Consider the following 20,237-nt stretch of genomic DNA (forward strand, 5'->3'; position numbering starts at 1 on the left):
TCTTTTGCCGAATATGTCTTGATTATCTACCTTTCACTATCAGCCTATAACTATCTCGCGCACCAATTAGGTGGATGGATGAATTAGCTATCCAATCACCATTTGCATCCGCCCCCAATCCCTCGCATAACGCCCTCGACGTCGTGACGCGCGGCGTTGGGGATTAGTACCCCCTGCATAGCCGGTTAAGGTGTTGTTCGTAAACAGCACCACACTCTCTTGACCTTATGGTCGGGGAGCCTGTGGTGTATGTCCAGGGCTCGCCTAAAGACCATAGGACCGTGCTATGCCGGGTACTAACTCCCCGATCACCAGTGAGGATCAAGGGAGACACAGAGGGCGGGGGCGGACCGCTTTCTTTCTCTCATGCAGGGAGAAGTTTATGCCGCTTGGCACCACTCACCAGATCAGCGGAACCATCGCGCGCGGGCCCTGGGGCTATGTCCTGCATGTGGGTAATGGCGGGGTGTGGGAGCTCGACTGCGGCCTGTTCACCCGCCTCCGCCTCCGCTCTGCCCGCGCGCGGGCTGTGCGGGTGGAGGGGGAGCGGGTTGGCTTTAATGCGCTGGCGGTGCGGCGGGTGGTGGTTCTGGATTGATGGGGGGTGTGGGGCCTCCCCCTCTCCACTGCGTCTAATGGCTAAAGCCATAAGACTTCGTACCTCTCCCCTGAAGGAGAGAGGGAAAGGTGCTCTCCTCTCTCCTTTAGGGGAGAGGATACGCAGCCTTGGCCGAAAGGCCTAGGCGGAGTTGGAGAGGGGCTTCGGCACCGCAAGGGCAAAAAGAAACGGTACTTCCCAAATTGCTTTTTCTGCCGCTATGTCTTTTGGCAAATGGGGCAAGGAAATGGGGGTTACCGGATGAAGGGGTTTGTTTGGGCGGCGCTTTTGGGGTTGGGCGTTGCGGGTTTTACGCCGGCGGCGGTGGCGCAGGGGCGCGATTTTTACCTGATGCAGTATAATTCGACCGTCCGCGATATGAACAAGCTGGTCGACCGGATCAACGCGCTGAAAACCGATATCCGGACGGAGAAGGATTTTACCCGCGGTTGCTCCATGCTGGCCAGCCTGATTTCCGATATGAAAGAGGCGCAGATTCTGACCGAACGGCTGGCGGACTATGCCTATCAGATCGACGATATGGAAAACCACCGGGCTGCGGTGGACCAGCATAATGCCTATCTGGAAGAACGGCGGTTCTGGGAGGAGCAGCGGGACCGGATGTGTAAGTAGTGGAGGTGGCGGGGGTGGTGTGTGGCCTCCCCCTCTCCACTGCGTCTAATGGCTGAAGCCATAAGACTTCGTACCTCTCCCCTGAAGGGGAGAGGGAAAGTGCTCTCCTCTCTCCTTTAGGGGAGAGGATACGCAGCCTTGGCCGACAGGCCTAGGCGGAGTTGGAGAGGGGCCTGGTGGTGCCGATGTTCGCACCCCATACCAGTCCATTTTGGTTCCATCTCCGCTTGCCAACAATATCTATGCCTATAACTTTGAGTCGACCACTACGTCTGGGGGAAGACAGTTAGATGGAAAATCGCATTGTCGAGATTGCGCGGAAAAAGGCGCAGAAAAACACGGGCAAAAGTCGGCAGGCCGACTGGAAAAGCCGAGATACCAATCCCGCTTTCTTTGTCCGAACCGATGCCATCCGTCCTCCCACTTTTCCGCCTGATATCAAGCTTGAACGGCGCACTCTTCCCACCGATTCCGGAACCGCGCTGATCATCCCCTTGCCCTTGCGGGCCGTCACACCATCGGCAATCGCGCTGAAACCTGCAAAGCCTGCGACCAAGTCCAAAAAGACACGCACCGCCACCAAATCCAAATCTACCGCCGCAAAGCCCAGGGTCGCAAAACCTGCGGTACACAAGAAGACAGCCAAGAAGGCTGCCCCCCGAAAACCCCGCGCGAAGAAAACGGATGAACTTCGCGCGGGGGCAGAACCCCTTGTCATGGCGATCACGCCGCCCGCCACCGCGATCGCCGCGCCGGCCGTTGCCGAAATGGCGATGCCGGTTGCTGGGCCAGTAGCTGCTCCCGTGACGATGCCCGATGACCGGACCCCGCTGCCCCGTGCAAAGGCGGTTGCGGTTTACCGCAAAAACAATTTGCTGGATGTTGTCGGCTATTGGATGCGGACGCGGATGGCGGACCTTGCCAAGCTGTTCGCGCCCCGGCCGAAAACACGCAAGCGCGTGCCCAAAATGGCCGACCTGATCGCGGAAAACACCGCGCTACGCCAGGAAATCGCCCGCCTGCGCGCGTTGCAATAGGCAGGGGCTAGCGCCTTACCAGCCCCATGGCGTGGGCGGCGTGCCGACCGTCTGTGTCAGGTCGAATTCCACACGGAACAGGCGTGCCGTCGGCCCCGCCGGACGGCGCAGCTCATAGACAAATACCGCTTTGGCGTCGCGCGCGTCGCTGACCTCCACGCTCCACACATTGGTCACCGAACGGTCCAGCCCGTTGGCGCGGAAGCTGGCGATGCTTTCGGCGTCGACCGGAAAATCCTGCCGCCCTGCGGTCCCGCTTGCCGCGGTGTCGCCGCCATACATGGTAACCTTGTCGGCGCTGCCATCCTCATGCCGGTGGTCGTGTTTCAGCCGCAGGCCCGTGCCTGTGCGGGTGATGACCCAGGTGCGGCTGCGGTCGGTGCCGACATGGAAGGGGATTTCGATGCGGTCGCGGTCGCACCTGCGCACATGCATGACAAGCGGTTTGCCCGCCATATCGGCGTCCGCCCCCGCCGGTTCGCTTCCCGCGATACGCCCCGCAAATGCCTTACCGCACAGCGCCGACATGCGGGCCATGAAGGCATCCTGCGGATCGGGCGCGGCAGGGGTGGAGGCGCAACCGCCGAGCAGGACGGTGGCCGCGATGGCGGGGGCAAGGATCTTGTAAAGCATAACGCATCCTAACGCCCCACCGGCGCGGCGCAAGCGGGGAAGGGGGAGGCACCAACTTCCAATTACATCTTTCCTACATGGGTATTACTGTGGCTTTCTGGGGGTCTATGGAACAGGATATTTCACCCTCAAACGGGCCGGATGAAACCGGCGACCGTTTCGACTTCACCCCCGTACCTTTGCAGCGCAGCCGTTATGATGGCTGGACGCCGCGGGTGCAGAAACATTTTATCCATGCGCTGTCGGTCATGGGCTCGGTCGGGGCGGCGTGCCGGGCGGTGGGCAGGGGGCGGGTGTCGGCCTATCGTCTGCGCGAGCGCGAGGGCGCGGAAAGCTTTGCCGATGCGTGGGATGCCGCGCTGGAGGCCGGACGGGACCGGCAGTATAATTATCTGCTCGACCGGGCGGTCAACGGCGTGACGACGGTGCGCGTGATGCGCGGCGGGTCGGTGTCGGTGGAGGGCGGGCCGGACATGGCGCTGCTGCGCGGGGCGCTGGCGCGTTAATTTAAAGCAACAAAGGATACAGTTTCAGTGCCGTTTTGCGTGTCTTTTGTATCTTTAGGTAAAGCTTCTTGCTCCCCATGCCCATGCTGGTCATAAAGGCGAACAATCATTGGAAAGTTTAACAGGTACCATGCGCAAGAAAGATAATCCCAACTGGTTCAGTATTGGAATGGATGCATGGGCGCTGGCGGCGGAATCGAACATGGTGATCGCGATGCGCATAGGCGCGCTCGCCTTTGGCGGGCCGTCCGCGGTGAAAGAGGCGGAGCGGATGGTGGCCGAAAAGGTGGCGGCGAACCTGTCGCTGGGCGCGGATTTGCTGACCGGAAAGCTTGGCACCAGCCCTGAACAGATCGTCAGCGGCAGCATCGCGCATTATTCGCGACGGGTGACCGCGAACAGGCGGCGGCTGGGCTGGTAAACAGGCGGCGCGCCGTTGCCGACGCGCCCGCCTCTGTCAGCCGAGTTTGGCGAGCAGGCGCTCGGCCGCTTCCTCCGACGATGCCGGATTCTGGCCGGTGATCAGCAGGCCGTCCTCCACCACATGGGCCGCCCAGTCCACGCCCCGGCTATACTGTCCGCCCTGCTCTTTGTGGGAGGTCAGCACCATCAGGATATTCATACGCTCGTTTCTTCCATCCAAAGGGAGAGGTTGCGCGGATTAACCGGCCGCAAGGCAACCTGCGGTGCCAAGGAAAGTTCCCGAAATGCCCTTTACGGTCGGCAGGACCGGGTCAGTGCTTTGTCATCCGAACCAGAGACCAGTCATAACCCAGTTCCTGCACCCGGGCCTTCAACAAAGCGGCGGTGGGTTCGCTTGGTTTGGGGGTACGGGTCAACATCCACAAATAGCGGCCGCTGGGCTCACCAACGATCGACCAGCTATAATCCTCGGCATGGTCAAGTACCCAATAATCGCCGTAGAAAGGCCCGAAGAACGACACCTTGAGCTTTGCTCCGCCACTTCCCTCGACAATCTTGGCTTTGCCCTTTGCGGTGGAAAGCTTGCCATCAACCGCGTCTTTGCGGCAACTGTTGAGCACGCTCACCGCGCCGTCGGGAAGGCGCGCATATTCGGCGGTAACGGCTTCGCAGCCCTTTTGAAAACCAGCTTCATACCGCCCATATTCATACCACCGGCCAAGATACCGATCCAACTCGACCGCCTTTGCAGGTTGCGGCACATTCTGGTTGCCGACTGGCCCGCGATCCAAGGCTGCGCAGCCGGGCAAAAACAAGGCTGCTGCGACAAGAGAGAGGCTGACAGGAATAAGCTTGGCAGATTTTGGGGGCGGGGCGGATATCTTGTTCTTGGTCACTATAGACTCCCTAACACGGCGCCACTCACAACGCCCTTCAAGAGCGGTTATTCCGTTCGGCACCACGACGATGCTTTGCCGAGCGCTTTTTCTGCACCATAACCAAACCGAAAACAGCAAGACATGCCATAAGTGCGATGAGCGTATAGGCAATGATTAACCGGGTTTCCATGCAATGCTTCCTGTCTGCACTGATCCCAAATCATGATGGGATGCGCAAAATCGAACGAATGACATTCTCCAACGCATTGATCGTTCCAATGGTTCCGCTTTTTTTTGGGGCTGGACGCCCAAATCACCCATTTAGGCGATGGACCCAAACGCCCAACCGATGCAGACTCACAATTGTCATGGCTCAATAGGGAGATGGATTATGGGACGCGTACTTGGCTTAGGTGGCCTCTTTTTCAAATCGGCAGATCCAGCCGCAATGCGGGAATGGTATTCCCGCGTCTTAGGAATTGAGGTCGATGAATGGGGTGCGTTTTTCACGCCGGACGCTGCCGCCGGGCATCCGGGGGCCGGAACCGTTTTTTCTCCCTTTAGTGCCGAAACAGACTATTTTTCGCCGTCGGAGAAAGAATTCATGTTCAATCTGATGGTTGATAATCTCGACGAGGTTTTAGTACGCTGCGCAGAACATGGGGTCGTTCCTGTTAAATCTTTCCCCGACGAAGCAAATGGCCGCTTTGCGCATATCATGGATCCTGAAGGTCGCAAGGTCGAACTATGGCAGCCTATGCCGATGGAATAGGGTGACGGAACCTCGTTGAGATTTTGGCGTTTATGTTGAAATTCCAACGGGAGGCATTCGTGACCGATATTTTTTCCATATTGAAATCAGACCATGATCTTCATCGTGCGATGCTTGCCAAGATTGCTGAAACAAGTGGCGATACGGCAGAGCGTCGCGACCTTTTCGAAGCTTTTCGGATTGAGGTCACAGCCCATGCCGCGGCAGAGGAACAATCTCTTTACGCTACAATGCTGGCGGATCCTGATCTTCAGGATGATGGTCGCCATTCTGTGGCCGAACACAAAGAAATCGACGACATGCTCGGTGAATTGCAGGAAACGGACATGGCAACAGGTGCGTGGCTGACGAAATTCAAGGAAATGCGTCACAGATACGAACATCACATCGATGAAGAGGAAGAGGAGATGTTCCCGGCGGCACAGGAGCAGTTTAGCAGGACGAAAAGCATGGAGTTGGGCGCAACCTTTGACCGCCGCAAACCTGCCGAACTTGAGGTCGCAGAAGCCAGCGATAACGGCGACCATAAGGATTAATTTAGGCTTCCTGTGGTTCCAATTTGCTAAATATCATGATTGGGCGTATGCTGAGCCTTGCTATCGTCGAACGCGACGGAATTTGAGGCGCGTAACTGGCGTAATGCTGGATCCTCGCAAACGTTTTCCTACCACGACTTGGCTTCCCATGTGGCGCTGTTGCCACATGGTCACCTGTTTCGTGAAAGGAACATCAATATGCCTACTGGCACCGTAAAATTCTTCAATGCCGACAAAGGTTATGGCTTTATTGCACCCGATGGTGGCGGTGATGACAGCTTTGTACACATTTCTGCTGTGCAGGCCGCTGGCATGCACTCGCTTGATAAGGAACAGCGCGTAAACTACGAAGTTGAAGTTGGCCGTAACGGCAAAGCGTCAGCTGTTAACCTGTCGCAAGCGGACTAATTCACTAAAGTTATGAAAAAGGGCCGCTCTGCCGCGGCCCTTTTTTTGTGACTAATTCAGTATGGCGCCGGTCATCCACATGAATGACAAAGCAATAATGGCCAAAATCAAAGAAATTGCCAGCACGTAGCGGACCCCTTGATTCTTGATGCCGCCACTGACCTCCTGTTCGGTCACATCGATTTTATCGCCATCTTTATGCATTGTTATTGCTCCTGCTCTGGCAATTCAGCATCATCGCTGCTGTCCAAGCGCAATATAACACACAAAAGGGTTAGCTTGTTTCACGAAACGGCCAATTAATGACCCCACCAACCCAAAGGGCGAGCCATATCAGTATAGGCTGAAATGCAAGTCTCGGCCCATGGTAGTACCAGCTCAAATTGGTGCCGCCGATGTTTATGTCGTTTAATGCGTGGTTGAAATTCGCGGGCCACACGCAAACTGCATATAGAGCCAAACTGATGCCAGAGGCTTTCTGAAGTCTAGGGATCAGCAGTCCCAATGCTCCTGCAATCTCCGCCAATCCAGTTAAGAATACGACTTGAGCCGGAAAAGGAACCCAGTCCGGCGTGATTGACAGAAAACCGGTTGGCGATCGCAAATGTGCAACGCCCGCAGCAAAATAAAAGAGCGCCACGATGATGCGAAATATTGTGCGGATAATTCCCTTGCGCTTCATCTTTTGCGAACGAACTCGGCCCGCAACACCAAGCCCTTGATACCTTCATACTTGCAATCGATCTCTTGTGGATCGCCAGTTAGCCTTATGGATTTGATCAGGGTCCCGCGCTTAAGAGTTTGTCCGGCACCTTTGACAGTAAGGTCCTTGATTAGTGTTACTTGGTCGCCGTCTTTCAAAATGTTTCCAACAGAATCACGTACTTCCACATCATCAACCGCGGCAGCACGGCTTCTTGCTTCTTCGGCGGAAATCCAATCGCCTGAAGCTTCATCGTAAACATAATCGTCGTTGTCGCTCATCAGTCAGTCCCGCCCAATTTTCGTCGCCACATTATTTTGGCGATGCGAGTTAATGTCCGTTGCAATTTGCAACCATGTAAGTAAGATTTTTCTACAAGAGCGGAGAGATAAAGATGGCGCAAGAGGAAACAACCATAGATGTTTTGATCGTCGGCGCAGGATTGTCGGGTATAGGGGCAGCAGCGCATTTGACGATGCAATGCCCAAATAAGAGCTTTGCCATTGTTGAACAGCGCAAGGATATGGGCGGAACATGGGACTTGTTCCGGTATCCTGGTATTCGGTCGGATTCAGACATGCATACGCTCGGTTATCGTTTCAAACCCTGGCTGCATGAAAAGACGATCGCTGATGGCCCTGCAATTCACGATTATGTTCACGAAACTGCAGCTGAATTCGGGATTACTCCCCACATTCATTTCGGCCATCGCGTCGTATCCGCAAACTGGTCCAGTGCGGATGCGCGCTGGTATGTCATAGCCAAATCCGTAGATGGCGGCGCAGACCGTCATTTTGCTGCACGCTTCTTGTTCATGTGCGCAGGCTATTATGATTATGATCAGGGATACCGACCCGATTTTCCGGGTGAAAAAAACTTCAAAGGTCAGATAATCCACCCTCAGCATTGGCCTGAAGGACTGGACTATGTCGGTAAAAAAGTTGTCGTTATTGGTTCCGGAGCGACTGCAGTCACCATTGTACCGGTAATGGCAGAAGAGGGCGCTGATGTGACTATGTTGCAGCGTTCACCCACTTATATGGTTTCGCGTCCCGCGCGAGATCCGTTCGCCAATAACCTGCGGAAATTTCTGCCAGAAAAAATTGCCTATGCAATCACACGGTGGAAAAACATCAATCAACAGCGGTTCACTTATTGGTATGCCCGCCGCAATCCGGCGAAACTTGGCGAAAAGCTTGTGGAAATGGCACGACAGGAGCTGCCGGAAGCGATCGACGTGGATAAGCATTTCGTTCCAAAATATGGTCCCTGGGAACAGAGACTATGTCTCGTACCGGACAGCGACATGTTTAAAGCGATCGCCTCCGGCAAGGCGAAAGTCGTCACGGATCACATCGAGCAGTTTACAAAAACAGGCATTCAGCTGAAGTCTGGTGATCATCTCGACGCGGATATCATTGTCACTGCTACCGGACTTAATCTTGTAACGATGGGCAAGACGGCAATGAGCATTGACGGCCAGCCGATTAACTTTGGCGAGCATTTCAATTATAAGGGTGTGATGTATAACGACATTCCAAACCTTGCGAGTGTCTTTGGATATATCAACGCATCGTGGACGCTGAAAACGGATATTGTTGCCGACTATGTCTGCCGCCTGTTGTGGAAAATGGACGACAAAAATGCCACGATTGCGACACCACATTTGGAAGACGTGAATATGCCGCGACTTCCATTCGTATCCGACTTTAGTTCGGGATATTTTGCGCGTTCGTTCGACAAGTTGCCGAAAAATGGCGACCGTCACCCTTGGCGCGTTCTGCAAGATTACAAGGCGGAAAAGAAAATACTTTCCGAAGATCCGGTCGACGACGGTGTGATGGTCTTTTCAAACCCTATTGCCGTGACACGCGAAGAGATTGCGGAAACGCTTTTAGCTGCCGAATGAAGTTTTCATTTGGCGGCTGACATTCAGTCCAAATGCCGCACGGTTGCTGCAACCCGTCTTGTTTCCTGCACGGGATCGGGGGCGATGATGTGGGTGCGTCGCTTTACTATCCAGATGAGCAAAGCCAGGCCGAGTAAGGCGCATGCGGCGATCCCGCCCATTAGCCATTTGGTGAAGGTACGCATTTGCTGTGCATGAGCCAATAAGGGCGGCGGCTTTTGCGCCTTTTTTACGTCCCAATACTCAATTTCGAATTTTCCGTCTTTCGGCCTGTACAGCCGTATTTCTGCACTAAACCAATACTTTCCATCATGTGCGACATAAGTGACACTAACGTCGTCTCTGTCCGGACCGAATGTTTTTTGTTTGGGCACATAAAGGGCCGGCACCATTGGAGGGGCCTTTTTCAACAAGGCAGACATTTGCTCGAACTGGACCCGGCTGTCGTCGGCAAACGAAGGGGCTATCATCTTTTCCGTATTTTTATAGTCGCCGCGTTTCACGGCTCTAATAAAGGGATCGGTTGTCGCCGCCACGTCGGCGTCAAGATTTACCTTCTCCACCGCACCGGATGTGCATGACGCCGTGCCTAGAAAGGAAGCGATGAGCGCGAACGCAAGAAATATGCGTGCCATTTCTGAAAATTCTCCCCTTCAAATCGCTTTGCCGCTAACGAAGCTTCCATGCGTTATGACGATTTGATCCAGCCTGACAACGGCCAACCTGCCACGCCCATCCAATTAATCGAGAAGAGCGGCTTTGAATCCTGGCTTGCCTCACAAGCCGATGCTATTCGAACGGCTGTCCAAGCACAAAAATTTGAAGGCAACACTGGTGATTTTGCAATCTTACCGGGTGAAAAGCCGAAGGACTGGTCTGTAGTAGCGGGCGTGGCCGATGCCAAAAAACTCGCGATATGGTCATTAGCCAAACTTTCCGACATACTTCCCGAAGGCTGTTATCGTTTAACTGATATCGATGCAGGCGATGCCATGGTTGGCTGGATGCTCGGACAATATCGCTATCAGGAATATCTGAGTGAACCGAAATTGACGGGCGCGCGAATTTTGCTTGTAAAGGAACCGGGCCGCATTGCCGGTTCGGCGTTGCAAGCAACGGCAACTGCGTTGGTGCGCGACCTCGTCAATCGCCCAGCGGCAGATATGGGGCCTAACGCGCTTGAAGCGGAAACCAGACGTGTTGCAAAATCCTATCGAGCAGAAGTTGCGGTCATCGGCGGCGACGCGTTGGAATCGGGCTTCCCGCTGATTCATGCCGTGGGCAAAGCAGCCATGCGCGAACACGCCCCACGCCTCATCGAGCTGCATTGGGGTGACGACCGGCACCCGCGCGTTGCGATTGTCGGAAAAGGAATTACGTTCGACAGCGGCGGTTTAGATATCAAGCCCGCCAGCGGTATGCGGATCATGAAAAAGGACATGGGTGGTGCTGCGCATGCGTTGGCACTAGCCGAGATGATTATGGCAGCGCATCTGCCGGTCCGGCTACACTTGCTTATTGCTGCTGCAGAAAACAGCATTTCGGGTAACGCTTTGCGTCCCGGGGATGTGATCAAAAGTCGTAAAGGGATTACCGTAGAGATCGACAATACTGACGCCGAAGGCCGGTTGGTACTGGCGGATGCATTGGCAAAGGCCGTGGAAGACAAAGCTTCGCTGATAATTGACTTTGCAACATTGACGGGTGCCGCACGCACTGCTTTGGGACCTGATTTGCCCGCCATGTTCAGCAATCAGGATGAAGTCGCAGAAGGTCTTCTGGTTGCCTCGAAAACAGTTCAGGATCCAGTTTGGCGGATGCCATTATGGGCACCTTATTCGGAGATGCTCGACAGCGACATCGCGGATACCGCGAATAGCGGAGGGAGCTTTGCGGGCGCGGTGACGGCCGCATTGTTCATGCAGAAGTTCATATCCGATGATACCGCATGGGTCCATCTGGACACTTTCGCATGGCGACCAACTTCTAAGCCCGGACGTCCGAAAGGTGGCGAAGCCTTGGGATTGCGAGCGGTGTTTCGTTATTTGACGGACACTTATCCGGTCCGCTAAGAGCGTGACGGAATTTCAATGTCGCGTTGGCACTTTGCGAACGCCTGTTTCGTTGACCGGTATTGCCCGGATAACGCAAGAGACCTAGCAATAGCTGGTGTGACGCAGTCGGGGAAATGATCATTGGGTATCGAAAAGACCGGTGAGCGGCCAATTTACAAGCTGACAGGACATAGTCTGGTCGGCGACAAGCGAACTACGCCAATAAGGGGTGATCTTGCTGATATTAGCTTGGCAGGCAAGTTGTTCGCGCCTCACTATGCCGTGCCGATGCTGCGTACCGGGATTGCACCAGTCACGGAAATTCGCGCCGAACCACACGCCACCGCGATGCCTGTAAGTGCGTTGATGCACGGCGAAGAATTTGCAGTTCTGGATGTGGCAGGCGAGTGGGCTTGGGGCTATTGCCTGCATGACAATTATCTCGGCTATTTACGCTTTTCAGAACTGGGCGCAGATTTTGACGCGACGCATATCGTAAGTGCGCCTGCCACGCTTCTGGTGGCCTCCCCTTCGACAAAGTCACCTGTTGTGGCACGGTATCCAATGGGTGCACAATTGGCGTGCGGCGCACTCAGCGAATGCGGTAACTATCTCTCGTCAGAGAATGGCTTTGTGCCGGTAGCGCATTTATCCGAAATCGGTGAAGTAGAAGCATCGCCAGCGGATCTTGCCGAAAGGTTGATAGGCACACCCTATAGTTGGGGTGGGCGCAGCGGTGATGCAATTGACTGTTCAGGTCTGGTGCAACTTGTCTTTGGCCTGAAGGGGCTCCTGGCGCCTCGCGATGCTGATATGCAACAGGCCGAATTCGGGGACGATCTGCCCGAAGACGTCCCATTGGTGCGCGGCGACCTTGTGTTCTTCCCCGGTCATGTGGGAATTATGGCCGATGCGGATAACATTATTCACGCTAATGGAACGGCAATGGCTGTCAGTTTGGAACCTCTTGTTGCAGCGGCTGCGCGGTTTGCCGAACATGAACAATCGATTATCGCGCGCAAAAGAGTGGCGATGTGATCAGTCGAAAGGTGAAGATCACCTTTTAAAGGCTTCAATTTATGACTCAAACTGTGTTTATCGATGGTGCAGCCGGAACTACCGGATTGGAAATTGCGGACCGGTTGGCGGGACGTGACGAATTTGCCCTGATTACGCTTGACGACGAAAAGCGAAAGGATTTGGAACATAGGCGACAGGCATTGAACGATGCCGATTTTGTCATTCTCTGTTTGCCGGATGACGCCGCGAAAGAAGCTGTGGCTCTCACGACTTCAGCAAAAACCCGGATTATTGATGCTTCAACAGCCCATCGTACGGATCAAAACTGGGCCTATGGTTTTCCCGAATATCGGAAAGGTCAGCGGGAACGCATTGCTGCGGCACGGCTGGTGAGTAACCCTGGCTGTTATCCGACCGGCTTTCTCGGATTGGTTGCACCCTTGGTCGCCGAGGGTTTGATACCGGAAGACTGGCCCTATTCGGTCAACGCCGTATCGGGATATTCCGGTGGTGGAAAAGCCTTGATTGAGCGTTTTGAAGGTAAAGATGGTGCCGACATAGGTTTTCGCACCTATGGTCTGGATTTAAGCCATAAACATGTTCCGGAAATGCAGACGCATGCCGGTCTCGGACTCGCGCCGATTTTTTCTCCGGCGGTTGTGCGGGCCTTTCGCGGAATGATGGTTGAAGTACCGTTGCCGATCTCGGTCATGCCGGGCAGTGACAGTCCGGAAGAAATGCGATCCTGTCTGGCGGCTCATTACCAGGGTTCCCCTATTGTCACCGTGCATGAGCAGCTTGCACCTTCGGAATTGTTGATCCTGAACACTCAGGAACCATCTGACCGGCTTGATCTCTATGTCCTGGGGTCACCGGACAATACGCAAGTTAGATTATTGGCCATGCTCGACAATCTGGGAAAAGGCGCAAGCGGTGCAGCGGTCCAAAATCTGAATATCATGGCCGGTTTAGAAGAAACGACAGGCCTGAGATTGTGATTCAGTCGTTTCAGGCTAAATGCCTGAATGTATCGGAAATTCACCCGACAGCGGTCAATTTGTCATTTTGGCATTGGAGCGACAAAGCGTCGTGCAAGGCCATCGTCAATGACCCCGAAGGAAGGCTATATTCGAAACAACGGGCCGCTCAATAAGGGGGCTTATCGAAGCCCTTCGGGCTGGCCGTAAAAATCTCGCATCCGGTTTCGGTAATGCCGATGCTGTGTTCAAACTGGGCCGACAGGCTTCGGTCGCGGGTTACAGCCGTCCAGCCATCTTCCAGTACTTTGCCTGCTGCCTTGCCGATATTGATCATGGGTTCGATCGTAAAAATCATTCCCGGACGAAGCTCTGGGCCGGTTCCGGGACGGCCGACATGAACGATCTCCGGCGCATCATGGAAAAGCTGTCCTAGGCCATGACCACAAAAATCGCGCACCACCCCATAACGATGCTTTTCTGCATGCGTCTGTATCGCATGGCCAATGTCGCCCACATGATTTCCGGGTTTCGCCTGTTCGATGCCGAGCATCAGGCATTCATAAGTTACATCAACCAGCCGCTTTGCTTTGACCGGGACATCGCCAACTAGAAACATACGGCTAGTGTCCCCGTGCCAGCCGTCCAGCATCGGTGTCACATCGATATTGACGATGTCTCCATCTTTCAGGCGCTTATCTGAAGGAATCCCGTGGCATATAACGTGGTTGATGCTGGTGCAGCAGCTATGTGTGTAACCGCGATATCCGAGCGTTGCCGGCACGGCCCCAGCACGCAAGGTCATTTGCCGTACAATATCGTCCAATTCTTCAGTCGTCACACCGGGCACGACATGCGGCACTAGTGCATCAAGGATCTCGGCAGCAAGGCGACCGGCCTTGCGCATACCTTCAAAGCCTTCGGCTCCATGCAATTTAATGACCCCGTCGCGGGCCAGACCGGCCTCGGCGGGCGTGACTTCTACATAATGATCCATTGGTGCGATATAGAGCGTTATTCCCCACTTTGCGAGAGGGGTATTTATGCTATCGCATTGGCATGACAGAATCCCGTATCTACACCGCCGCGCTTGTAATCATAGGCGACGAAATCTTATCCGGAAGAACACAGGATAAGAATGTCAGTCAAATTGCCCTCTGGCTGAATATTCAAGGCATCCGACTAAAGGAAGTCCGTGTCGTTGCCGACGATATGGATGCGATTATAGAAGCAGTGAACATTTTGCGGGCGCGTAACGATTATCTGTTCACAACCGGCGGCATTGGGCCGACGCATGACGACATTACTGTTGATGCCATCGCTGCAGCACTTGGGGTCGACGTCGTTATCCATCCCGAGGCAAGTGCTGTTCTTCATAAATATTACGAAACGCGCGGAGGTATTAATCCCGGTCGGTTGCGGATGGCACGTGTGCCTGATGGCGCGGATCTGATTCCCAACAAAATGTCAGGTGCCCCCGGCATTCGGCACGGGAATATTTTCATCATGGCAGGTGTGCCGCATATAACCGCTGGCATGCTCGATGCTCTTACAGGAACTTTGGAGGGCGGGGCCCCGCTGCTTTCGCACCAGGTTGGCTGCTGGGTTGCCGAAAGTGAAGTTGCAAAATTGCTGGGCGACACCGAAAAACATCATGAAGGGTGCCAGATTGGGAGTTATCCATTTTTCCGCGATGGAAAAGTAGGCGCCAATTTCGTGGTCCGTTCCACAGACGCACATAAGTTAAATGAATGCGTCGAAGCGCTGCGGCTGGGCCTGCGTGGTTTGGGTTATGACAGCGTCGATGGTGGAATTTAAAGGGCGGTTCGTCGGCTCGTTCATCTGCCGTCAACCGTTATCTAGGATAGTGAGGCCGTAATGCGTAAATTCTCCCAAGCTCTCGCCCTCGCAGCTTTACTGCTTTCCTCAACCGCTTATGCCCAAACCGCTGCACCTGCTGCGGCGTCAGCGCCCAAATCGGTCAAACAGCCCTGGCTTTACGAAGGCAGTGATGTTCCGGTGGATGAAAGTTGGACATTCGGTGTCTTGCCCAACGGTCTGCGCTATGCGGTGAAAAAAAATGACGTTCCCGCAGGGCAGGTGTCGATCCGCGTTCGAATCGATGCCGGTGCGTTGCATGAGAATAACGAAGAACAGGGCTTTGCCCATCTGATTGAGCATCTCTCCTTCCGAGGATCGACCTTTGTTCCGGACGGCGAGGCAAAGCGTATCTGGCAGCGTTTTGGTGTCACATTCGGGAGCGACAGCAACGCACAAACGACGCCTACACAAACGGTTTACAAACTCGACCTGCCTAACGCGACGCCAGAAAAGCTGGATGAGTCGGTCAAAATTATTTCCGGGATGATCCGCAATCCCCGTATCTCTGACACTGCGCTGAATGCTGAGCGTTCGATTGTCTTGGCGGAACTGCGGGAGAATAGCGGGGCGCAACTGATTTACAGCGACGCACTTCGGCAACATGCATTCCAAGGGCAACGACTTGCCAACAGGTCCACTATTGGAACGCCAGAGACGCTTCAAGCGGCTACCGCACAGGCGCTCAACGCATTTCACGATCGCTGGTATCGACCAGAAAATGCAGTCATCGTTATGGCGGGTGATATGGAGCCGGCCCAGCTCGCCAATTTGATCCAGAAGTATTTTTACGATTGGAAAGGTACGGGGCCGCGCGCTCCAGAGCCCGAATTTGGTGATCCTACACCAACTGGAACACCGACCCGCGTGCTGGTAGAGGCGACGCTTCCTACCACCGTCAGCATGGCATATTTGCGGCCATGGCGGAAAGTTGACGACACCATAGCCTATAACCAGCAATTGTTGGTCGATGCGCTAGCCTTGCAGATCATCAATCGCCGCTTAGAAGTTCAGGCGCGAGGTGGCGGTAATTTTCTTTTTGCCGAAGTCGCGCAGGAAGATATTTCGCGGACTGCGGATGCCACATTGGTATCGGTGACTCCCGTAGGCGACCGATGGGAAGCCGCCACAAAGGATGTCCGTGCCGTTATTGCGGATGCTGTCGCAACGCCGCCATCCAAAGCCGACATTGACCGCGAGTTGGTTTTGTTCGGTAACGCACTACGCACTATGTTGGACAGTTACCCGTTTGAAGCGGCGGCAAAACAGGCAGACGATATCGTCAATGCGGTCGACATTCGGGAAACCGTGGCTGCGCCGAAAACGGTGGTTGAAGTTTTTGAGGGCATGAAAGACAAATTCACGCCCGAACGGCTGCTTTCCTCAACTCAGGCTCTGTTCAAAGCCGATGTCACCCGCCTGATGCTCTCGTCACCGGTCCCTGTTGCGGATGCTGATAATCGGACGTTGGCTGCGCTGCAGGCGCCTGTGACAGCCAACACCGGTGCGCGACTGGCCAATAATGCGTTGGGTTTTGACGCTTTGCCGAAACTCGGTGCTCCTGGAAAACTCGTCAGCGAAGAGAGCATTTCTCGATTGGAAATGACGAAGCTGGAGCTTTCGAACGGTGTCCGTGGATTGTTGTATCCCAACAAGGCAGAAAGTGGACAAATCCGTGTTCTTGTCCGTTTTGGAAAAGGGTACCAGTCTGTCACGCCGACGAACGGCAGGTTGCTGTGGGCCGGACCTTATGTGCTGCCAGAAAATGGCATCGGAAAACTGAAACGCACCGATATAGACCAGATGGTCAATGGACGTCGTATTGAGCTGAATTTTGCCATAGATGACGACGCGTTTGAATTTTCGGCGAGTACGCGACCTGATGATCTTGCCGATCAACTAACGCTCATCGCCACTAAATTGGAACATCCTGGCTGGGACGCCGCCCCTGTCGAGCGAGCGAAGGCGCTTGCTACATCGGGCTATGACAGCTTTGAGATGTCGGCCACCTCGGTCTTGCAGCGTGATCTGGAATATCTGCTACGAAGCAAGGATCCCCGATGGAAAGCCGCAGCGCCTGCAGACATCGCAAAAATTAATGCCGCGACTTTTCAGGCTTATTGGGCACCTTTGCTGTCTCAGGGCCCAGTAGAAGTTATGCTGTTCGGTGATTTTGACAAGACAACGGCTATTTCTGCTTTGGAAAAAAGCTTCGGCGCAATGCGTCCCCGTGCGCCGGTTGCGGTAGCGCCGGCCGCAAAAACGGTAAGTTTCCCTGCACCCATTGAGGCGCCATTGCGTTTGACCCACAAAGGTTCATCGGATCAGGCCGCGGCCGTCATGGCTTGGCCAACGGGCGGCGGTATTGCGGGGATTACGGAAGGCCGGCAGCTCGAAATCCTGGCCGCCGTTTTCCGGGACCGCCTTTTTGAGAAATTCCGTGCCGAGCAGGCAGCCAGTTACAGCCCGGATATGGCCGCCAGTTGGCCAAAAGATTTCAATAGTGGAGGCTATTTGATGGCTTACACCCAGGTGAAGCCAGCCGATGTTGACCGCTTTTTCGATTTTGCGAATAAAGTTGCAGCCGACCTGTCTGCAAATCCGGTCAGTGCCGACGAATTGCAACGTGCGGTCGAGCCAATGAAGCAGGCAGTTGAACGCGCCGCGTCAGGAAACACATTCTGGCTAAACCAACTCAAGGGCGCAACCTATGACCAGACGCGCTTTGCTGCGCTCGGTCGGCTCTACAACGATTACACGCAAGTAACCCCCGAGCAGTTGCAAGGTTTGGCCAAACGCTATTTCGTGAAGGAGAAGGCGTGGAAGCTGGTGGTTAGCCCTCAGGGTGGCGGAATGAGTCAGACTGTTTCGCGATAATCGACAAAACCTGAACTAATAGAGGGCAGCGCATAGCTTGTTACCCCGGAAAACGTTCGAACTTCGGCAGTTTTTCCAGTTCCAATGTCCATTCTAATTGTTCGGTCGTCTGCACGTGCAAATCCGGTTTCAAGGCCTCCGGATTGTCCAATGTGCATGTCTGGATATCCACCAACCCTGGCATCATCTGCTCGTTCACATAAAATAGACCAGTCCCACATTGCGCGCAGAAATAACGCACGGCGTCTGTCGATGATCTGTAGGCCTTTATATCGCCATTGGATTCAAATTCTGCGGACGGAAATGCCGCCCAGCTCACAAATGGTGCGCCCGAACACCGCCGACAATCGCCACAATGGCATATCGAAACATGCTGGGGCGTTCCGCTGGCTTTAAACCGTGAAACTCCGCAGTGGCATCCGCCTTCGTAAATCATGCTCATTTCCATCAATTGCCAGAAATCTAGCAAATGCGATGGAACGTTTAAAGAACATATTTAGAAAGGTCGGTGTCCTTCGCAATACCGGAAAGCTGCTTGGCGACATATTCGGCGTCGATTGTCAGCGTTTGCCCTTTGCGATCTTCCGCCTCAAAGCTGATTTCTTCCAGTAATTTCTCCATCACCGTCTGCAAACGGCGCGCCCCGATATTTTCGACGGTGGCGTTCACGTCCACGGCGATGCGCGCAATGGCGTCGATGGCGTCATCGGTGAAATTGAGAGACACTTCTTCGGTCGCCATGAGGGCTTTATACTGTTGTGGCAGATTTGCCCGCGTTTCGGAAAGGATGCGAACAAAGTCGGCATGCTCCAGCGCACGTAATTCGACGCGTATGGGCAGTCGCCCCTGCAATTCTGGAAGCATATCGCTCGGCTTCGAGACATGAAAAGCACCAGATGCGATAAACAGAACATGGTCGGTCTTCATCGGTCCATATTTGGTGGCAACAGTAGTACCTTCGATCAAAGGCAGCAAATCACGTTGAACACCTTCACGGCTTACCGAACCACCACGAACATCAGATACGGCGATCTTGTCGATTTCATCAAGAAACACGATGCCATTTGCCTCCGCATCTGCCAGCGCTACGCGGTTGACATCATCCTGGTCCAGACGCTTTTCGGATTCTTCCTCGACGAGCTTGGCCCATGCATCCGGCACTTTCATCTTTCGACGTTTCAGGTTGTTCTGGCCGAAAGCCTTGCCCATCATTTCGCTCAGGTTGATCATGCCTACATTGCCACCCATGCCGGGTATTTCCATCGGCATTGACGGACTGTCCGAAACCTCGATCTCGATTTCGACATCATCCATATGCTGGTCACGAATCCGTTGACGAAATGCCTCGCGCGTTGCCTCGCTGGCGGTCTCCCCGGCGAGTGGTTTTAGGATTCGCTCCATTGCTGCTGCTTCTGCAGCTTCGCGGACATTGCCCCGGCGCCGGTCCTTTTCGAGCCGTACAGCTTCTTCCGCCAGATCGCGGGCAATTTGCTCAACGTCGCGGCCCACATAACCCACTTCGGTGAATTTCGTCGCCTCAACTTTGATGAAGGGTGCATCTGCGAGTTTCGCAAGCCTGCGACTGATTTCGGTTTTGCCGCAGCCGGTCGGGCCGATCATGAGAATATTTTTAGGCGTGACTTCATCACGCAAGTCAGCACCCAGTCGCTGACGCCGCCAACGGTTCCTCAAGGCGACCGCAACCGCTTTTTTGGCATCGGCCTGACCGATGATATGCTCATCAAGGGCAGCAACAATGGCTTTTGGAGTAAGATTCTGGTTCATTCATTCATTCCAAAGGAGAGGTTTAAGCGACCGAGTCCATGACTTCGACGGTCAGCTGGTCATTGGTGTACACACAAATTTCGGCTGCGATTTTCATGGCATGGCGGGCGAGAGTTTCAGCGTCTGCCTCATAGTCAATAAGGGCGCGAGCCGCAGAAAGGGCATAGTTCCCGCCCGAACCAATAGCGGCAATACCGTCATTCGGCTCCAGGACATCACCATTTCCTGTCAGGATCAAAGTGACATCCTTGTCCGCAACGATCATCATTGCTTCCAGATTGCGCAGATATTTGTCCGTGCGCCAGTCTTTGGCAAGATCAACCGCCGCCCGCATCAACTGGCCCCGGTGCTGCTCCAGCTTTCGTTCCAGCCGTTCGAACAGGGTGAAGGCGTCGGCTGTCGCACCGGCAAATCCACCGATAACTGATCCATCGTGAAGCTGGCGTACTTTACGCGCGTTGGGTTTCATGACGGTTTGACCCATCGATACTTGGCCATCGCCTGCAATGACAACTTTACCATTTTTGCGAACCGAGAGGATCGTGGTGCCATACCATGAGGTGGGATTATTATGTGCGTGATTGTCCATGCGCCGGATATGGGATCACCG

Annotated in this window: 26 protein-coding genes; 14 read left to right on the forward strand and 12 right to left on the reverse strand. The window is 54.4% G+C overall.

Annotation, left to right across the window (positions count from 1 at the left end; translation table 11 throughout):
* The first annotated feature begins 382 nt into the window (after positions 1 to 382).
* The 3 genes from FOM92_RS00880 (at position 383) to FOM92_RS00890 (ending at position 2,268) form a co-directional block, all read left to right on the forward strand.
* Positions 383 to 598: a DUF5818 domain-containing protein gene (locus tag FOM92_RS00880; protein ID WP_143774904.1), complete on the forward strand. Its 216-nt coding sequence runs from the start codon at positions 383 to 385 to the stop codon at positions 596 to 598.
* Between the two features lie 261 nt (positions 599 to 859).
* Positions 860 to 1,231: a hypothetical protein gene (locus FOM92_RS00885; RefSeq protein WP_143774905.1), complete on the forward strand. Its 372-nt coding sequence runs from the start codon at positions 860 to 862 to the stop codon at positions 1,229 to 1,231.
* Between the two features lie 290 nt (positions 1,232 to 1,521).
* Positions 1,522 to 2,268, forward strand: a complete 747-nt coding sequence (locus tag FOM92_RS00890; protein ID WP_143774906.1) for a hypothetical protein — start codon at positions 1,522 to 1,524, stop codon at positions 2,266 to 2,268.
* A gap of 15 nt (positions 2,269 to 2,283) precedes the next feature.
* On the opposite strand, the gene FOM92_RS00895 is transcribed toward FOM92_RS00890, so the two are convergent.
* Positions 2,284 to 2,901 (reverse strand): hypothetical protein, encoded by a 618-nt coding sequence (locus tag FOM92_RS00895; protein ID WP_143774907.1) that lies wholly within the window; start codon positions 2,899 to 2,901, stop codon positions 2,284 to 2,286.
* Between the two features lie 107 nt (positions 2,902 to 3,008).
* Here FOM92_RS00895 and FOM92_RS00900 point away from each other — a divergent pair, with 107 nt between their 5' ends.
* Together FOM92_RS00900 and FOM92_RS00905 are read left to right on the forward strand one after the other, a co-directional pair.
* Positions 3,009 to 3,407, forward strand: coding sequence for a hypothetical protein (locus FOM92_RS00900; RefSeq protein ID WP_143774908.1), 399 nt, complete (start codon positions 3,009 to 3,011; stop codon positions 3,405 to 3,407).
* A gap of 109 nt (positions 3,408 to 3,516) precedes the next feature.
* Positions 3,517 to 3,828, forward strand: coding sequence for a hypothetical protein (locus FOM92_RS00905; RefSeq protein WP_211347332.1), 312 nt, complete (start codon positions 3,517 to 3,519; stop codon positions 3,826 to 3,828).
* A 36-nt stretch (positions 3,829 to 3,864) separates the two neighbouring features.
* Here the strand turns inward: FOM92_RS00905 and FOM92_RS00910 are convergent, their stop codons facing one another.
* The 3 genes from FOM92_RS00910 to FOM92_RS16165 form a co-directional block, all read right to left on the reverse strand.
* Positions 3,865 to 4,029, reverse strand: a complete 165-nt coding sequence (locus tag FOM92_RS00910; RefSeq protein WP_211347333.1) for a hypothetical protein — start codon at positions 4,027 to 4,029, stop codon at positions 3,865 to 3,867.
* A 112-nt stretch (positions 4,030 to 4,141) separates the two neighbouring features.
* A complete protein-coding gene (locus tag FOM92_RS00915; protein ID WP_246087105.1) occupies positions 4,142 to 4,726 on the reverse strand; it encodes a lipocalin family protein in 585 nt (194 codons plus the stop codon).
* Positions 4,727 to 4,763: 37 nt separating this feature from the next.
* A complete protein-coding gene (locus FOM92_RS16165; RefSeq protein ID WP_281285536.1) occupies positions 4,764 to 4,898 on the reverse strand; it encodes a hypothetical protein in 135 nt (44 codons plus the stop codon).
* Between the two features lie 201 nt (positions 4,899 to 5,099).
* Here FOM92_RS16165 and FOM92_RS00920 point away from each other — a divergent pair, with 201 nt between their 5' ends.
* From FOM92_RS00920 to FOM92_RS00930, 3 genes are all read left to right on the forward strand, one after another.
* Positions 5,100 to 5,480 carry a VOC family protein gene (locus FOM92_RS00920; protein WP_143774910.1) on the forward strand — a complete coding sequence of 127 codons (381 nt, stop codon included), beginning with the start codon at positions 5,100 to 5,102 and terminating at the stop codon, positions 5,478 to 5,480.
* 59 nt (positions 5,481 to 5,539) lie between these two features.
* On the forward strand, positions 5,540 to 6,016 hold the full coding sequence (locus tag FOM92_RS00925) for a hemerythrin domain-containing protein (protein ID WP_281285537.1): 477 nt from the start codon (positions 5,540 to 5,542) through the stop codon (positions 6,014 to 6,016).
* A 198-nt stretch (positions 6,017 to 6,214) separates the two neighbouring features.
* The gene (locus FOM92_RS00930) at positions 6,215 to 6,424 is read left to right on the forward strand and encodes a cold-shock protein (protein WP_143774912.1); all 210 of its coding nucleotides are present in this window, start codon (positions 6,215 to 6,217) and stop codon (positions 6,422 to 6,424) included.
* Between the two features lie 51 nt (positions 6,425 to 6,475).
* Here FOM92_RS00930 and FOM92_RS15865 read toward each other — a convergent pair whose 3' ends face one another.
* The 3 genes from FOM92_RS15865 to FOM92_RS00940 all read right to left on the reverse strand — a co-directional run bounded on the left by FOM92_RS15865 (position 6,476) and on the right by FOM92_RS00940 (position 7,408).
* Entirely contained in the window at positions 6,476 to 6,628 is a 153-nt protein-coding gene (locus FOM92_RS15865; RefSeq protein ID WP_170226756.1) for a hypothetical protein, read from the reverse strand.
* Between the two features lie 70 nt (positions 6,629 to 6,698).
* Positions 6,699 to 7,106, reverse strand: coding sequence for a DoxX family protein (locus FOM92_RS00935; RefSeq protein WP_143774913.1), 408 nt, complete (start codon positions 7,104 to 7,106; stop codon positions 6,699 to 6,701).
* Positions 7,103 to 7,408, reverse strand: a complete 306-nt coding sequence (locus FOM92_RS00940; RefSeq protein WP_143774914.1) for an alkylphosphonate utilization protein — start codon at positions 7,406 to 7,408, stop codon at positions 7,103 to 7,105. Before FOM92_RS00940 ends, FOM92_RS00935 begins: the two co-directional genes overlap by 4 nt.
* A gap of 113 nt (positions 7,409 to 7,521) precedes the next feature.
* Here FOM92_RS00940 and FOM92_RS00945 point away from each other — a divergent pair, with 113 nt between their 5' ends.
* Positions 7,522 to 9,036 carry a flavin-containing monooxygenase gene (locus FOM92_RS00945; protein ID WP_143774915.1) on the forward strand — a complete coding sequence of 505 codons (1,515 nt, stop codon included), beginning with the start codon at positions 7,522 to 7,524 and terminating at the stop codon, positions 9,034 to 9,036.
* Positions 9,037 to 9,059: 23 nt separating this feature from the next.
* Here the strand turns inward: FOM92_RS00945 and FOM92_RS00950 are convergent, their stop codons facing one another.
* A complete protein-coding gene (locus FOM92_RS00950; protein WP_143774916.1) occupies positions 9,060 to 9,572 on the reverse strand; it encodes a hypothetical protein in 513 nt (170 codons plus the stop codon).
* Positions 9,573 to 9,719: 147 nt separating this feature from the next.
* Between FOM92_RS00950 and FOM92_RS00955 the strand changes: the two genes are divergently transcribed.
* From FOM92_RS00955 to argC, 3 genes are all read left to right on the forward strand, one after another.
* Positions 9,720 to 11,108 carry a leucyl aminopeptidase family protein gene (locus FOM92_RS00955; RefSeq protein ID WP_143774917.1) on the forward strand — a complete coding sequence of 463 codons (1,389 nt, stop codon included), beginning with the start codon at positions 9,720 to 9,722 and terminating at the stop codon, positions 11,106 to 11,108.
* Between the two features lie 123 nt (positions 11,109 to 11,231).
* The gene (locus tag FOM92_RS00960) at positions 11,232 to 12,128 is read left to right on the forward strand and encodes a C40 family peptidase (protein WP_143774918.1); all 897 of its coding nucleotides are present in this window, start codon (positions 11,232 to 11,234) and stop codon (positions 12,126 to 12,128) included.
* Positions 12,129 to 12,169: 41 nt separating this feature from the next.
* A complete protein-coding gene (gene argC, locus FOM92_RS00965) occupies positions 12,170 to 13,108 on the forward strand; it encodes an N-acetyl-gamma-glutamyl-phosphate reductase (protein ID WP_143774919.1) in 939 nt (312 codons plus the stop codon).
* Positions 13,109 to 13,256: 148 nt separating this feature from the next.
* Here argC and map read toward each other — a convergent pair whose 3' ends face one another.
* The gene (gene map / locus FOM92_RS00970; protein WP_143774920.1) at positions 13,257 to 14,084 is read right to left on the reverse strand and encodes a type I methionyl aminopeptidase; all 828 of its coding nucleotides are present in this window, start codon (positions 14,082 to 14,084) and stop codon (positions 13,257 to 13,259) included.
* A gap of 62 nt (positions 14,085 to 14,146) precedes the next feature.
* Here map and FOM92_RS00975 point away from each other — a divergent pair, with 62 nt between their 5' ends.
* Positions 14,147 to 14,905, forward strand: a complete 759-nt coding sequence (locus FOM92_RS00975) for a competence/damage-inducible protein A (RefSeq protein WP_143774921.1) — start codon at positions 14,147 to 14,149, stop codon at positions 14,903 to 14,905.
* Between the two features lie 60 nt (positions 14,906 to 14,965).
* Positions 14,966 to 17,842, forward strand: a complete 2,877-nt coding sequence (locus FOM92_RS00980) for a M16 family metallopeptidase (RefSeq protein ID WP_143774922.1) — start codon at positions 14,966 to 14,968, stop codon at positions 17,840 to 17,842.
* Positions 17,843 to 17,882: 40 nt separating this feature from the next.
* On the opposite strand, the gene FOM92_RS00985 is transcribed toward FOM92_RS00980, so the two are convergent.
* The 3 genes from FOM92_RS00985 to hslV are packed head-to-tail and all read right to left on the reverse strand — an operon-like array spanning position 17,883 to position 20,216.
* Positions 17,883 to 18,290, reverse strand: coding sequence for a GFA family protein (locus tag FOM92_RS00985; protein WP_342778150.1), 408 nt, complete (start codon positions 18,288 to 18,290; stop codon positions 17,883 to 17,885).
* A 35-nt stretch (positions 18,291 to 18,325) separates the two neighbouring features.
* Positions 18,326 to 19,627 carry an ATP-dependent protease ATPase subunit HslU gene (gene hslU, locus FOM92_RS00990; protein ID WP_143774924.1) on the reverse strand — a complete coding sequence of 434 codons (1,302 nt, stop codon included), beginning with the start codon at positions 19,625 to 19,627 and terminating at the stop codon, positions 18,326 to 18,328.
* Positions 19,628 to 19,649: 22 nt separating this feature from the next.
* Positions 19,650 to 20,216 carry an ATP-dependent protease subunit HslV gene (gene hslV, locus FOM92_RS00995; RefSeq protein ID WP_143774925.1) on the reverse strand — a complete coding sequence of 189 codons (567 nt, stop codon included), beginning with the start codon at positions 20,214 to 20,216 and terminating at the stop codon, positions 19,650 to 19,652.
* Between the last annotated feature and the right edge of the window lie 21 nt (positions 20,217 to 20,237).

The organism is Sphingorhabdus contaminans, from assembly GCF_007280415.1.
In the GTDB taxonomy this organism is placed as follows: Bacteria; Pseudomonadota; Alphaproteobacteria; order Sphingomonadales; family Sphingomonadaceae; genus Sphingorhabdus_B; species Sphingorhabdus_B contaminans.

Bases quoted from the DNA above. Each gene is read 5' to 3' on its own strand.
- FOM92_RS00880 (WP_143774904.1), top strand. From the start codon at position 383: ATGCCGCTTGGCACCACTCACCAGATCAGCGGAACCATCGCGCGCGGG.
- FOM92_RS00885 (WP_143774905.1), top strand. From the start codon at position 860: ATGAAGGGGTTTGTTTGGGCGGCGCTTTTGGGGTTGGGCGTTGCGGGT.
- FOM92_RS00890 (WP_143774906.1), top strand. From the start codon at position 1,522: ATGGAAAATCGCATTGTCGAGATTGCGCGGAAAAAGGCGCAGAAAAAC.
- FOM92_RS00895 (WP_143774907.1), bottom strand. From the start codon at position 2,901: ATGCTTTACAAGATCCTTGCCCCCGCCATCGCGGCCACCGTCCTGCTC.
- FOM92_RS00900 (WP_143774908.1), top strand. From the start codon at position 3,009: ATGGAACAGGATATTTCACCCTCAAACGGGCCGGATGAAACCGGCGAC.
- FOM92_RS00910 (WP_211347333.1), bottom strand. From the start codon at position 4,029: ATGAATATCCTGATGGTGCTGACCTCCCACAAAGAGCAGGGCGGACAG.
- FOM92_RS16165 (WP_281285536.1), bottom strand. From the start codon at position 4,898: ATGGAAACCCGGTTAATCATTGCCTATACGCTCATCGCACTTATGGCA.
- FOM92_RS00920 (WP_143774910.1), top strand. From the start codon at position 5,100: ATGGGACGCGTACTTGGCTTAGGTGGCCTCTTTTTCAAATCGGCAGAT.
- FOM92_RS00930 (WP_143774912.1), top strand. From the start codon at position 6,215: ATGCCTACTGGCACCGTAAAATTCTTCAATGCCGACAAAGGTTATGGC.
- FOM92_RS15865 (WP_170226756.1), bottom strand. From the start codon at position 6,628: ATGCATAAAGATGGCGATAAAATCGATGTGACCGAACAGGAGGTCAGT.
- FOM92_RS00935 (WP_143774913.1), bottom strand. From the start codon at position 7,106: ATGAAGCGCAAGGGAATTATCCGCACAATATTTCGCATCATCGTGGCG.
- FOM92_RS00940 (WP_143774914.1), bottom strand. From the start codon at position 7,408: ATGAGCGACAACGACGATTATGTTTACGATGAAGCTTCAGGCGATTGG.
- FOM92_RS00945 (WP_143774915.1), top strand. From the start codon at position 7,522: ATGGCGCAAGAGGAAACAACCATAGATGTTTTGATCGTCGGCGCAGGA.
- FOM92_RS00955 (WP_143774917.1), top strand. From the start codon at position 9,720: ATGCGTTATGACGATTTGATCCAGCCTGACAACGGCCAACCTGCCACG.
- argC (WP_143774919.1), top strand. From the start codon at position 12,170: ATGACTCAAACTGTGTTTATCGATGGTGCAGCCGGAACTACCGGATTG.
- map (WP_143774920.1), bottom strand. From the start codon at position 14,084: ATGGATCATTATGTAGAAGTCACGCCCGCCGAGGCCGGTCTGGCCCGC.
- FOM92_RS00975 (WP_143774921.1), top strand. From the start codon at position 14,147: ATGACAGAATCCCGTATCTACACCGCCGCGCTTGTAATCATAGGCGAC.
- FOM92_RS00980 (WP_143774922.1), top strand. From the start codon at position 14,966: ATGCGTAAATTCTCCCAAGCTCTCGCCCTCGCAGCTTTACTGCTTTCC.
- FOM92_RS00985 (WP_342778150.1), bottom strand. From the start codon at position 18,290: ATGGAAATGAGCATGATTTACGAAGGCGGATGCCACTGCGGAGTTTCA.
- hslU (WP_143774924.1), bottom strand. From the start codon at position 19,627: ATGAACCAGAATCTTACTCCAAAAGCCATTGTTGCTGCCCTTGATGAG.
- hslV (WP_143774925.1), bottom strand. From the start codon at position 20,216: ATGGACAATCACGCACATAATAATCCCACCTCATGGTATGGCACCACG.